Raw genomic sequence first — 12,987 nt, 5'->3', positions numbered from 1 at the left:
TGAACCTGGTTTGTTAAATGTTGCTATATAGCCTCCTTTTTACTGGTTTATTAATAATTGATTTTCAATTTCCTTTTTCACTAATTGGCAAAATGCTTCAGGTGTCATGCTACCTTTATCTCCTTCTCCGTGTTTACGTACCGAAACCTGCTGCTCATTCATTTCTTTCTCTCCCACAATCAGCATAAAAGGCACTTTTTTTACCTCTGCATCCCTGATTTTTCTGCCAATTTTTTCCCCCCTTTCGTCAACGAGGGCGCGAATATCGTAATTATTTAGTAACTGTGAAACAGATTTTGCAAAATCATTAAACTTTTCACTGATGGGCAGTATGGCTACTTGCATAGGTGCAAGCCACAAAGGGAAATTACCTGCATAATGCTCAATCAAAAATCCGATAAAGCGCTCGTGCGTACCTAAGGGCGCACGGTGTATGCAAAGCGGTGTTTTCATGGTATTGTCGGTATCGCGGTAGGTGAGTCCAAAGCGTGCAGGTACAGCAAAGTCAACCTGATTGGTGGCTAATGTAAACTCACGACCAATGGCACTCCACACCTGTACATCTATCTTAGGGCCATAAAAAGCACTTTCGTCAGGTACTTCAACGTAGGGTATGTTTGATTCAATTAATACACGTCTTACCATATCTTCGGTTTTGAGCCAAAGTTCAGGCTCGTTTACATATTTTTTTCCTAATTTTTCAGGTGAGTGGGTAGAAAAACGCATGATGTATTTTTCGATTCCGAAGATTTTAAAATACTTTAAGTACATGTCGTTAACTGCCTTAAACTCAGATGCAAACTGTTCTTCTGTACAATAAATGTGAGCATCATTCATCTGAAGGCAGCGTACACGCATCAGTCCAAATAGCTCACCCGATTGTTCGTAGCGGTAGCAAGTTCCATATTCAGCCAGTCTAATGGGTAAATCGCGATAGCTGGCATTAAGATTCCCGAAAATTTTGTGGTGATGTGGACAGTTCATGGGTTTCAGGTAGTACTTTTCTCCATCCATTTCCATTGGCGGAAACATGCTTTCTGCATAATATGGAAGGTGTCCTGTAGTCAGATACATGCTTTCCTTAGCCAAATGAGGGGTGCGGACACGCTTGTAGCCGGCTTCATTTTCTGTACGTTTTGCAAGATTTTCTAATTGCTCTATTAAAACACCTCCATTCGGCAGCCATAGCGGCAGACCGGGGCCAACCTCGTCATCAAACATAAATATTTCGAGCTCTTTGCCTAACTTACGGTGGTCGCGCTTTTTGGCTTCCTCCAGCATGGCTAAATATTCGTCCAACTCTTTCTGCTTTGGAAAAGTAATGCCATAAATACGTGTCAGCTGTTTGTTCTTTTCATCGCCTTTCCAGTAGGCACCGGCAAGGTTCATCAACTTAACGGCTTTAATATAACCGGTATGTGGAATATGCGGCCCGCGACATAAGTCAGTAAAACCTCCCTGAGTGTAGAACGTAATGTTTCCGTCTTCGAGGTTTTGTAAGAGGTCTAATTTGTATTCGTCATTTTTATCTGTGAAATATGCAATGGCTTCTTGTTTGGGAACCTCTTTTCTGATAAAGACATTATTTTTTCTGGCAAGCTCAATCATTTTATCTTCAATTTTCTTGAAGTCATCACTTGAAATTTGTTTGCCACCTAAGTCCACATCGTAGTAAAAACCATTTTCTACAGGAGGTCCAACCCAGAATTTGATTCCCGGAAAATAAAACTCCAAAGCTTCGGCCATCAGATGTGCCGATGAATGCCACATAGTATTTTTACCATCCTGACTATCCCATGTCAGTAATTCCAATGCTGCATCACTGTTTATAGGTCTGGAAAGGTCTGATACCTGACCATTAATTTTTGCTGCAAGTACGTTGCGTGCAAGCCCTTCGCTAATGCTCTTAGCTATTTCCATTGCAGTGGTTCCGTCAGGATATTCTCTGACGTTTTTATCCGGAAAAGTAATTTTCATTCTTAAAAAAATTTCGGCAAAGATAATTAACTAAACATGCAGGTAAAAAAAACTATTGACTTAGGTTTCTGCTTTTCTCCTTACATTTGCCCATGCACCAAACTATACTAATCATTGACTTTGGCTCACAATACACACAACTTATTGCCAGAAGGCTTCGTGAGCTAAATGTTTATTGCGAGATACATCCTTATAACCACCTGCCTGAAATAAGTGATACCATTAAAGGAGTTATTTTTTCAGGGAGCCCTTTCTCTGTGCGCGACACACAGGCACCATTTTTTGATACAAAAAGTTTTTTCGGTAAAACACCTGTGTTAGGTCTGTGCTATGGAGCACAAATGCTGGCCCATCAAAATCAAGGCGAGGTGGTGGCATCAAAAATCAGAGAATATGGACGTGCCATTCTTAAAATTAATTTTGATGATGATATTTTTAATGATGTAAATGACAACAGTCAAGTATGGATGTCGCATGCCGACACCATTCGTAATGCGGGTAATGATTTTGAAGTTATAGCACAAACTGACGATGTTGCCGTAGCTGCTTTCAGACATAAGCATTTGGCTGTTTATGGCTTTCAGTTTCATCCGGAAGTGTATCATAGCAAAGAGGGCAAGAAAATGTTGGCTAACTTTGTTTATAATATTTGTGGCTGCAGGGGTGACTGGACACCATCCTCATTCGTAGATGAAACTGTTGCTCATTTACAAATGAAGTTAAAAAACGATAAAGTAATTCTTGGACTTTCAGGCGGTGTTGATTCAAGTGTGGCTGCATTACTTCTTCATAAAGCAATCGGAAAAAACCTCTATTGTATTTTTATTGATAATGGTCTGCTTCGTAAAAACGAAGCACAACATGTGATGGAAGTTTTCAAGCCATTGGGGTTGAATATTAAATGTGTAGATGCAGCTTCTGTTTTTTATGATGCATTAAAAAATATATCAGATCCTGAACAGAAGAGAAAAACCATTGGCAGGGTATTTATTGAAGTTTTTGATAAAGAAGCACATCTTATATCTGATGTTCGGTGGCTTGCACAAGGCACTATTTATCCTGATGTAATTGAGTCGGTTTCTGTAAAAGGCCCTTCTGCAACCATTAAGTCGCATCACAATGTTGGTGGGCTTCCGGAAAAAATGAATCTTCAAATTGTGGAACCATTACGGTCGCTTTTTAAAGATGAAGTAAGAAAAGTAGGTAAGGAGATGGGATTAAAAGAAGAGTTGTTGAACCGTCATCCATTTCCCGGTCCCGGATTAGGCATTAGAATATTGGGGGAAATTAGTGCAGAGAAAGTAAGGATGCTGCAGGAAGCCGATCATGTTTTTATTTCCTTATTGCAAAAGCACAATCTCTATCAAAAAGTGTGGCAGGCAGGGACTATTTTTCTGCCGGTTAATTCTGTTGGCGTGATGGGCGATGAGCGTACTTATGAAAATGCTATCTGCATCAGAGCAGTTACCAGTACCGATGGTATGACTGCTGACTGGGCTCATTTACCATACGAGTTTTTAAGTATTGTTTCCAACGAAATTATCAATAAGGTAAAAGGAATAAACAGGGTTGTTTATGACATCAGTTCAAAGCCACCTGCAACAATTGAATGGGAGTAGGGTTATGAATTTTAGAAGCAGCAAAAAGTATTTGAGTTGTGCACTGGCAGTGATGTTGCTGGCAGGCTGCAGTAGCAGTAGAAAAACTACACAACCGCCACCACCGGCACCCACACCCAAGCAGGTAGAGCAACCGGTTAAAAAAACTGAAGTAGTACATGAAAAACCTGAGAAAAAAGATATCAATATTGGATTGATGTTACCATTAAATCTGCAACAGCAAATACAAATGTTTGATGATACATCAGGAAATGCCACACCGGATTATAATAATTTGAGCACCCTGCAGTTTGCAGAAGGTGCATTGCTGGCAGCAGACAGTTTAAAATATTTAGGAATCAATGTTAATTTACACATTGCAGAAACCCCTGCAGATAGTTTTGCTCTTTGGCGATTGTGGCGGCAAAACAATTTTGTTAAGTGCGAGGCTGTAATAGCGTCTGTTCCATCGTCTTATATTCCGGCAGTTGCTCGTCTGAGTTTCAACAACAAACAAAGTTTGATTCTTACACAAGCTTCAAACACCAATTTTAAAACATCTAACGAGCATGTTTATATGCTTTCGCCTTCAACCCATACACAGTGCATGGTGGCAGCTAAAGAAATTGCAGCTCGATTTCCCGATTCCAAATTTATTTTACTTGCCCGTGATGTAAAACCGGATAAAGACATAGCACAGATTTTTAAAGAGAATTTACCCGCAAAGCAACTGAAGCATTTTATAACCAGTAATTTTTATCCGGATTCTGTTTGTAAAATATTAAAATCAGAAAACGCTGTTTTGATTATAGCCTCGTCTGCCGAAGCCTATGTCAATACCATACTCAATCAGGTAAATGAATGTATAGAAAAACCTGCATTTGCCTTTGGCCTTCCTACCTGGGAAAATTTTGAGAGTATAGATTTTAATATTCTTAAAAATTTGCGAATTACTTTTTTTACATCAACATATTTAGATTACCATGCCGCTTCAACCAAGAGTTTTAGAAACAGTTTTATTAATCATTACAAAACCGAGCCTTTATTAGCTGCTTTTCAGGGCTACGAAGCCGTGATGGAGTATGTGAAATCAAATGCTGCACATGGCACATTTAAATCTAATTATTTGCCTACGTTAAAGATTAAATTTGTCAAAGATGCTGCCAATGGCATCAAAGAAAATCAAGGGATAAATCTTATTGAAATCAAAGATTATACGTTGGTTCCAATGGAATAGCGTTTTGTTTTATTTTGCAAAATATTGATTTGTAATTAGTTGTAAAGCAAGACAGTGAAATAGACGTTACAGTAAAAAAATATGAAAAGCATTTGGCATTAAACAAAAAATAATTACTTTTGCACTCCCTTAATAAAATTGAGTAGTTATGTCCCGTATATGTGATTTGACCGGAAAGACAAGTATTGTAGGAAACAATATTTCTTTTTCCAATCGTAAAACGAAGCGCAGATTTAATCCGAATTTGCAAACTAAAAAGTTTTTTATTCCGGAAACGGGCGAGTGGGTAACTTTAAAAGTTTCAGCTTCTGCTATCCGCACCATCAATAAAAAAGGAATTTCAGCCTGTATAAACAGTCTGATAAAAAAAGGACACATTTAATCTTTTAGCATCATGGCAAAAAAAGGAAACAGAGTTCAGGTAATCATGGAGTGCACAGAGCACAAGAACAGTGGTATGCCAGGAACATCACGTTATATCACAACAAAAAACAAGAAGAACACTACAGAGCGTTTGGAGTTGAAGAAATACAACCCCATTCTTAAAAAAGTTACTCTTCATAAAGAAATTAAATAATTTAAAGCTTAAATAAAATGGCTAAGAAAGTAGTTGCAACACTTAAAACCGGTAAAGGAAAAGAGTTTTCCAAGGTGATTAAAATGGTGAAAGGTGCCAATGGAGCCTATTCATTCAAAGAAGAGATTGTGCATAACGATCACGTAAAAGATTTTTTGAAAGAGAAATAATATTTATGAGACCGAATGACAGCTTTCTTCCCTCAGGAAGAAGGCTGTTTTTGTTTTAATACTATAACAAAAAGAATCAGACTATGGGATTTTTCGGACTGTTTTCGAAAAAAGATAAAGAATCACTTGAGAGCGGATTAAATAAAACTCGTGAAAATTTTTTTACAAAAATTACCAAAGCAGTAATTGGTAAGTCAACAGTTGACGATGAAGTGCTCGATAATGTGGAGGAAATTTTAGTGTCGTCTGATGTTGGTGTGGATACAACCTTGAAAATTGTAAAACGTATTCAGGATAGGGTAGCACGTGATAAATATGTAGGAACCGATCAGCTAAATAACATTTTAAAGGAAGAAATAGCTGCACTACTTGCCGAAAATAAATCAGCTACTGTTGCAAATCTTATTGACGAAAGTAAAAAGCCATATATTATTATGGTGGTTGGTGTGAATGGAGTGGGTAAGACAACTACCATTGGTAAATTAGCCTATCAGTTTAAACAGTCAGGAAAAAATGTGTTGTTGGGTGCTGCGGACACTTTTCGTGCCGCTGCAGTAGATCAATTAAATATTTGGGCCGACAGAGTTCAGGTGCCTATAGTGTCGCAGGGAATGAATGCCGACCCTGCATCTGTTGCATTCGATACTGTAAAGTCAGGTGTTGCGCAGAACAGCGATGTAGTAATTATTGATACTGCTGGACGCCTGCATAATAAAGTTAACCTCATGAATGAGTTGACTAAAATTAAACGTGTTATGCAAAAAGTTGTGCCTGATGCACCTCATGAAATATTGTTGGTGCTTGATGCTTCAACCGGTCAGAATGCTATTGAACAGGCTAGACAGTTTACAGCAGCAACAGAAGTAAATGCACTTGCATTAACAAAATTAGACGGTACTGCAAAAGGTGGTGTAGTGATTGGTATTTCTGATGAGTTTAAAATTCCGGTAAAATATATTGGAGTGGGAGAGAAGATGACAGACCTTCAGGCTTTTGATAGAGTCAGTTTTGTTGATTCACTTTTTGCAAAATAGTTGTTTTATAGATTCTCTAGTAGTTGTTTCAGGAATTCCTTTATGAATCAATTGTTTTTTGTCCACTTTTTCGAGGATTCTAATTTGAAGTTCTGTTACCTCACGGCTTTTATCTATTCGGCATAGTTTTATTAAATGTCATTTTATTCAAATGGATTCTCTGTTTGTAATTTGTTACATTTTGTCCAATTGAACTGCTATTCTTTGTTTTACCAATTTTTGTTTTATTCACACAGTTCTTTCGAAAAAGACTAAAAGGAAAACGAAAATTATTATGTCAGTCCAGAAGGCAAATTTTTCATTTATACCTAAAGTTTTTTTAAGTCCGTGATGAACTTCTGCAATACCATAATGTAGTCCACTTGCAAACGAACTTACAATTCTTCATTCTGGTTTAAAAAAGGAAATTATAGCTACAAGTCCTAAACAAATGTTAGCAAACCCTAATTCACGAAGGATTGGAGAACTATCGGGGCTGTAGAGGTGGGAAATTTGTTTTGCAGTAAATTCAGGTCTCTTTACCTGTTTTATACCGGCTAAAAATAAGCGAAGCCCAGCTGCTGAGCAAATGAACGATTTGCTGAATAAATCAAATGTAAGAGTGGTGTCAGTTATTAAGTTCTCGCCAATAAAATCAATTGTTGGTAAAACAAAGTCAGAATACTTACACCAATCATGTAAAAACTGTTTTGTCGGTCATCTGTATTATTGGTTACTGCCATATTTGTATGTCCAATAATGTAAGACAATATACTTAACTTCAAGGATTGATTGTCAAAAATATATATGCAACAAGGTTTACCAACAGAACTACACCATAAACTGCATTACTTCTACCGCCAATAAGTGAGAGCATCACAGTAAATATTGATATTACCAAGAGTATGATGGATAAAATATCTAATCCTAAAACAATAGGAAAATCATAGATATAACTTGCCACTGAAACTGCAGGAATGGTTAGTCCAATGCTGGCTAAGGCAGAGCCTAATGATAAATTAAGACTGGTTTGCAATTTGTTGTTTTTTGCGGCACTCACTGCGGCAATCCCTTCTGGCAACAAAATTATTGCAGCGATAATTATTCCTACTAAACTTTTGGGTAACCCTTGACTGACTATTAACTGTTCAATAGGTATTGATAAGATTTTTGCAAGTAGAACTACTATGGTTAAACTGATAAGCAAGAACACTAAGCTAATAACAAGAGATGTGTTTGAAATAAGATTTACCTTCTTTTCATTATTTTTAATATCGGTGTCATCAGAAATAAAATACTCCCTATGTCTAATTGTCTGTGCAGATATAAATGCTGTATAAATTGCCAAACATGCGAAAATTTCAAAAAGCAATTGTGTTTCAGTGTAGTATGGTCCAACTTCACTATTGGTAAAGGTTGGAAGTATCATAGTAAATGCAACGATAGATACAAGAGAAATCAGAGCAATTTTCACAGAATGTGGAGAGAAAGTTTGTGTATGAAACTTTCGTCCTCCGATAAACAAACATAATCCAACAATTCCATTTAGAATAAGCATCACTGCGGCATAAACGGTGTCTCTAGCAAATGCTGCATAATCTTTGCCTCCTGTTGTCATTAAAGAAACAATAATGGCTACTTCAATAATTGTAATTGAAACAGCTAAAATTATAGTTCCATAAGGCTCTCCTACACGGTGCGCAATAATTTCAGAGTGATGTACTGCTGACATCACACAAAATATTAATAGTATGCCGGCTATTGTTTGAAAAACAAGGTTATTGTCTAAAAGTCCGGATAAATACAATAGACAAGCTAACACAGGGATTGAGGTTGTCCATTGATAAAGTTTTCTGATTTTTCTCATTCAGACATTATTGTTTGGCAGATGGTTGATTTGTATAGTAAGTAACGATAGACTGTGAAAATATACAATATTAACAAAAGGCGCAAATATCTCAACTAATGATAAAAACAGAAAATAGTAAAGGTCAATTGGATTAAGTTTGAAATATGGATTACATAGTACCAACAGATTGGCATAAGATTGTGGTAGCGTGTTTTAGTGTAACAAGTTGACAACGATATCGCAATACGGATTATCGAAACCTTTATTGACCAGCTTGATTTGTTGCAGTTGCATATTTTTTATTTTCACTTTGTTGGACCCCTTTGGGGTCGCAGGTTGGTAGATAATGTTTTGTTCTATAAATATATGACTCCATCAGGGACAAACCTGTTCTGGTTTTATAACTCCCCCCTAAACGCTTTTGGGCTCAAAGTGACATAATCTGCCTGAATCAGGATTTAAATGATTTGAGTAGGAACATAATGTTACCACTTGTATTAAATCTTTCATCATTTAGATTTCAGTTCGTTAAACTTTGCCTTCATTGTAGGGTTACCATGCGTCAACTTTTTAATAGTCAAATCGTCTGCTTTGTCATTTGCCAACCGTAATTGGTTTTCGCTTGTTGTAAGTTCTTCTTTAACTTTGTTCATGGCAGCTATTGAAGCATCAATTTTTTTTATTGCTTCTTGAAAATGACTTTGTGCTGAGAGATAATTCTTAGAAAAGCCGTCTCTGAATTTGTTTAACTTTTCCTCAAAATTCGTAATGTCTAAATTTTGATTTCTTACTCTATTAAGTTCAGCTTTATAGTGTAAAGAGTTCATTGCTGCATTCCTGAGGAAGGTGATAATTGGTATGAAAAACTGTGGTCGTATAACATACATTTTAGGATACTTGTGTGATACGTCAACAATTCCTGAATTATAGAGTTCGTTGTCTGCCTCTAATAGTGTTACTAAAACGGCATACTCACAATTCTTTTTTAAACGGTCTTTATCAAGTTTGTCAAAAAAATCTTCATTTCTCTTTTTATTGGTAGTTTCATCGCCCTCATTTTTCATCTCAAACATGATTGAAATCACTTCATTATTTTCTTCATCAGTTTCTCTAAAGATATAGTCGCCTTTGGTTCCTGAACTTGAGTCGTTGTCTTTTTCAAAATAGGATTTTTGAAAGGCTGTCGCACGAAGTTTATTAAACTCAACTTCACAATGTTGTTCAAGTGTTTCTCCAACCATTTTAGTTGAAAGTTTTTGCTTCATATCTTTACGAAGAGCAATTTCCTCATCTTTCAGTTTAATGATTTCATCTTTTGTTTTAAGTTCAGCAGAATGTTTTTCGTTTAATGACTTTTCCAGTAGTTGCTTCTCAGTGTCTTTATTCTTTAAATTATTAGCTAAGTCATCTCTTTCTTTTTCAATCTTTTTTACTGCTTCAGCAACACTAAGTTTTTTCTCGATGTCAGCATTACTACTCTTGGTTTTCAGTTCTGCAATTGCTGTGTCTTTTTTGGCAAGTTCAAGAGCATTGTCTGCTTTCAACTTTTCCAGTTCTTTATCTTTCAATGCAAGTTTTTCTTGCAGCACATTTTTATGTTTTGCATCAGCAAGTTTGACTGCATTCTCTTTGTCCTGTTCAGCAAGGTTTAGTCGCTTTTGAAGCTCTTCTTCAAATTCATGGTCTCTTACTTGTTTCAGTATGTCAGCAAAACCTGCTTCATCTACCTTGAAAGCCTTCTTACAGTTTGGGCAAATAATTTCGTTCATTTTTTTATACGCTTATTTGTTTTGGTGTTTTCTAAAAATGGGTGCTAACTCACAAATATACATAAGTGTTTAAGTTTTACAAACAAATGGTTGTGATTGTGATTATACCTCATCATCTTGCTTTTAAGTTCTAAAATATATTGCAGGTTTTTATCGTAATAAGGTTTTTATTATACTTCTAAAGAGCAACTGCAGTACAACTTTAGTTGTTATGTTTAACCAGAAGAGAATGGTGTTTTATTCCTATGCTGATAAATTTGTTTTTGCAATAAAAAACATTTCAGCCATCAATTTTACTGCAATATATTTCTCAATCATTCAATCTACATAATATTTAATAAGATGCATTCTTATTCAAAATAAAACTATTGCCAAAAATTCTATCTCTTAAAGTTAAAATACGGTATCTGATTTTTTATAAACGTTGTACACACAAATTTAAGATTAGTATTTATTGTAAAGAAGACTTGGCTTTGTGATGCAGATGCCACATAGATTAGTTAAAAAGTGATAAAAAGATTTTAAAAGAATTGGAGGGAGGCGACTATTTTATTTCTTTTAACTCCTGCCATTTTTGATTATTCATGTTGTCGTCAAGGTTAGGATTGTAATCAACTTTATCGGTACTGATATATTCGCCATCGTTATTCATCCAATATTGATTGTAACCGCTTTCAACTTTATACTTCTGTCCGCTTTCATCCACGACATTTGTTCTTTCATAAATTCCATCAATGGTTCGTTCCTGCATTCTGTCCGATGCAGCATTTCTTTCACGCCAACCACTCATAATGGCATCGTTTATAGCATTGGTTTTATTAATATGTGCACGCTGTGAGGCTTCAAAATTTGCCTGATTTTGTGCCATCCTTGCATTAAACTGTGCCCAACTTCTACCGGCTTTTTCTGCCTCCGATCTGTTGTAAGCCATAATGGGTTCGAGTTCGAAACGGGTATTGGCCAATGAAAATAAAAGCTGTTTTTTGGCCTTTTCAAAAATGTCTTTATCGGCTTCTAACCCTGAAGCATAATAACTCCACATGCGAAGCTGTTCTGTAGTGCTAATAGAGAAATGCAACAACAAAAAATACGGGTTACCATCAGAAGTTTGCCAATCTGTGCCAATTGCAAAAGTTTTTTTATCCATTGGCATTGCCTGATATAATTGGTCGCTATACCACTTATCAATTCTTGTTATTTCGGGCAACTCATAATATTTTATAAACGTAAGTCCCTGATTGCGGCACACCGGAACTAAATCTTGTTGAATGAATTGTTCAACTCCCGGAAAATCTCTGACCTGCTGCCCGCTTTGATTATAAATATACTGTGTGTTTTGATCAAATGGGTAATTGAACATCTGCAATGGATAGTCCTTTACCATAATTCCTCCGGGGCCTGTAATGGTGGGTTCTCCATTTTGCCTTGAGTTATTAATTTTCCAAGTTGATGGCATTGGTATGGTAGATTGCAAATTTCCATTGGCATCGCGTAACTCATATGCAATTAGTTTTTCCCAATTGTTATTTTTATCAGAGGAGCCTCTTCCTGAGGCATGTGTTGTTGTGCCTGATTCATTTCCTTCATCGGCTTCTTGTACGGAAGATTCACCACTGCCGCAAGATGTAAAAATAGTAATGAGTAATCCGTATCCTATCAATTTTAATGTTCTCATCTTTTATTAGTTTAGTAGCATGTAAAACTAATAATATTTGAAACAATCAGTTATCACCATTCATGGTGATAATTGAAATAAATTAGCCCTTAATATTTGATGCTTTCAGAAGAAAATAAAATCGGAAGAAGCGGTTGACAAATAAAAACTAAAGGATACTGTCTATTATCTTCTCAACAGAAACACCATCGGCTTCGGCCTTATAATTGCGAACTAAACGATGGCGTAGTATTGGAACAGCAACAGCTTTTACATCTTCTATATCAGGAGAAAATTTACCGTTGATAGCTGCATGACATTTAGCACCTATTACTAAAAACTGTGATGCACGCGGACCTGCTCCCCATGCAACATAGTCATTAATCATAGCAGATTTGTTTTCCGAACCCGGACGTGTTTTGGCGGTTAAACCTACTGCATAATGCAACACATTGTCGGGGACAGGGATTTTGCGGATAAGTTCCTGAAAAAAAATAATTTCATTTTCTTCCAGTACTTTTTCCACTTTGCCAATTTTATCACCGGTAGTGTTTTTTACAACCAGAACTTCTTCTTCAAATGAAGGATAATCCAGAAAAACATTAAACATAAATCGGTCGAGCTGTGCTTCAGGAAGGGGATAGGTGCCTTCCTGCTCGATGGGATTTTGTGTTGCCAATACAAAAAACGGATTAGGCAATTCATAACGTTTTCCGGAAACGGTTACAGACCTTTCCTGCATTGCCTCAAGAAGTGCAGCCTGCGTTTTTGGAGGGGTACGGTTAATCTCATCGGCAAGAATTATATTGGCAAATACAGGACCTTTGATAAATTTAAAGTGTCTGTTTTCGTCTAATATTTCTATACCTGTAATGTCACTTGGCATTAAGTCGGGTGTAAACTGAATGCGGCTGAATGAAAGGCCTAATGCCTGTGATATAGTGTTTACTAACAGCGTTTTTGCTAGTCCGGGAACACCAACAAGAAGGCAATGTCCTTTGCTGAAAATAGAAATAAGCACATCGCGTACCACCTCATCCTGACCGACAATTACTTTTCCAATCTCTGTTCGGAGTTTCTGATAACTGTTGACTAAACCTTTTATTGCTTCAACATCTGAAGTATAGTGTTGATTCATTTTGA

At 36.5% G+C, this 12,987-nt stretch carries 11 protein-coding genes; 6 read left to right on the top strand and 5 right to left on the bottom strand.

What is annotated here, in order from left to right; genetic code table 11:
• Positions 1-39 precede the first annotated feature (39 nt).
• A complete protein-coding gene (gene thrS, locus V9G42_10490; GenBank protein ID MEI2759842.1) occupies positions 40-1,977 on the bottom strand; it encodes a threonine--tRNA ligase in 1,938 nt (645 codons plus the stop codon).
• Positions 1,978-2,069: 92 nt separating this feature from the next.
• On the opposite strand from thrS, the gene guaA reads away from it, so the two are divergent.
• From guaA to ftsY, 6 genes are all read left to right on the top strand, one after another.
• A complete protein-coding gene (guaA, locus tag V9G42_10485; GenBank protein ID MEI2759841.1) occupies positions 2,070-3,596 on the top strand; it encodes a glutamine-hydrolyzing GMP synthase in 1,527 nt (508 codons plus the stop codon).
• Between the two features lie 4 nt (positions 3,597-3,600).
• The gene (locus V9G42_10480) at positions 3,601-4,812 is read left to right on the top strand and encodes a hypothetical protein (GenBank protein ID MEI2759840.1); all 1,212 of its coding nucleotides are present in this window, start codon (positions 3,601-3,603) and stop codon (positions 4,810-4,812) included.
• A gap of 148 nt (positions 4,813-4,960) precedes the next feature.
• Positions 4,961-5,194, top strand: a complete 234-nt coding sequence (gene rpmB, locus V9G42_10475; protein ID MEI2759839.1) for a 50S ribosomal protein L28 — start codon at positions 4,961-4,963, stop codon at positions 5,192-5,194.
• Between the two features lie 12 nt (positions 5,195-5,206).
• Positions 5,207-5,389 (top strand): 50S ribosomal protein L33, encoded by a 183-nt coding sequence (gene rpmG, locus V9G42_10470; protein MEI2759838.1) that lies wholly within the window; start codon positions 5,207-5,209, stop codon positions 5,387-5,389.
• Between the two features lie 17 nt (positions 5,390-5,406).
• A complete protein-coding gene (locus tag V9G42_10465) occupies positions 5,407-5,559 on the top strand; it encodes a DUF4295 domain-containing protein (GenBank protein MEI2759837.1) in 153 nt (50 codons plus the stop codon).
• Positions 5,560-5,642: 83 nt separating this feature from the next.
• The gene (gene ftsY / locus V9G42_10460; GenBank protein ID MEI2759836.1) at positions 5,643-6,593 is read left to right on the top strand and encodes a signal recognition particle-docking protein FtsY; all 951 of its coding nucleotides are present in this window, start codon (positions 5,643-5,645) and stop codon (positions 6,591-6,593) included.
• Positions 6,594-7,353: 760 nt separating this feature from the next.
• On the opposite strand, the gene V9G42_10455 is transcribed toward ftsY, so the two are convergent.
• The 4 genes from V9G42_10455 to V9G42_10440 form a co-directional block, all read right to left on the bottom strand.
• Positions 7,354-8,439: an ionic transporter y4hA gene (locus V9G42_10455; GenBank protein MEI2759835.1), complete on the bottom strand. Its 1,086-nt coding sequence runs from the start codon at positions 8,437-8,439 to the stop codon at positions 7,354-7,356.
• A 491-nt stretch (positions 8,440-8,930) separates the two neighbouring features.
• A complete protein-coding gene (locus V9G42_10450) occupies positions 8,931-10,190 on the bottom strand; it encodes a DUF2130 domain-containing protein (protein ID MEI2759834.1) in 1,260 nt (419 codons plus the stop codon).
• A gap of 544 nt (positions 10,191-10,734) precedes the next feature.
• A complete protein-coding gene (locus V9G42_10445) occupies positions 10,735-11,865 on the bottom strand; it encodes a hypothetical protein (GenBank protein MEI2759833.1) in 1,131 nt (376 codons plus the stop codon).
• Between the two features lie 148 nt (positions 11,866-12,013).
• Positions 12,014-12,982: a MoxR family ATPase gene (locus V9G42_10440; GenBank protein MEI2759832.1), complete on the bottom strand. Its 969-nt coding sequence runs from the start codon at positions 12,980-12,982 to the stop codon at positions 12,014-12,016.
• Positions 12,983-12,987 lie beyond the last annotated feature (5 nt).

This window comes from Bacteroidia bacterium (assembly GCA_037045145.1).
Lineage (GTDB): Bacteria > Bacteroidota > Bacteroidia > AKYH767-A > OLB10 > OLB10.
Note: the sequence above shows the minus strand (reverse complement) of the source record. Positions and strands in the feature narration are given on the sequence as shown.

Excerpts from the sequence above, each read along its gene's own strand:
- thrS (MEI2759842.1), bottom strand. The coding sequence starts at position 1,977 with ATGAAAATTACTTTTCCGGATAAAAACGTCAGAGAATATCCTGACGGA.
- guaA (MEI2759841.1), top strand. The coding sequence starts at position 2,070 with ATGCACCAAACTATACTAATCATTGACTTTGGCTCACAATACACACAA.
- V9G42_10480 (MEI2759840.1), top strand. The coding sequence starts at position 3,601 with ATGAATTTTAGAAGCAGCAAAAAGTATTTGAGTTGTGCACTGGCAGTG.
- rpmB (MEI2759839.1), top strand. The coding sequence starts at position 4,961 with ATGTCCCGTATATGTGATTTGACCGGAAAGACAAGTATTGTAGGAAAC.
- rpmG (MEI2759838.1), top strand. The coding sequence starts at position 5,207 with ATGGCAAAAAAAGGAAACAGAGTTCAGGTAATCATGGAGTGCACAGAG.
- V9G42_10465 (MEI2759837.1), top strand. The coding sequence starts at position 5,407 with ATGGCTAAGAAAGTAGTTGCAACACTTAAAACCGGTAAAGGAAAAGAG.
- ftsY (MEI2759836.1), top strand. The coding sequence starts at position 5,643 with ATGGGATTTTTCGGACTGTTTTCGAAAAAAGATAAAGAATCACTTGAG.
- V9G42_10455 (MEI2759835.1), bottom strand. The coding sequence starts at position 8,439 with ATGAGAAAAATCAGAAAACTTTATCAATGGACAACCTCAATCCCTGTG.
- V9G42_10450 (MEI2759834.1), bottom strand. The coding sequence starts at position 10,190 with ATGAACGAAATTATTTGCCCAAACTGTAAGAAGGCTTTCAAGGTAGAT.
- V9G42_10445 (MEI2759833.1), bottom strand. The coding sequence starts at position 11,865 with ATGAGAACATTAAAATTGATAGGATACGGATTACTCATTACTATTTTT.
- V9G42_10440 (MEI2759832.1), bottom strand. The coding sequence starts at position 12,982 with ATGAATCAACACTATACTTCAGATGTTGAAGCAATAAAAGGTTTAGTC.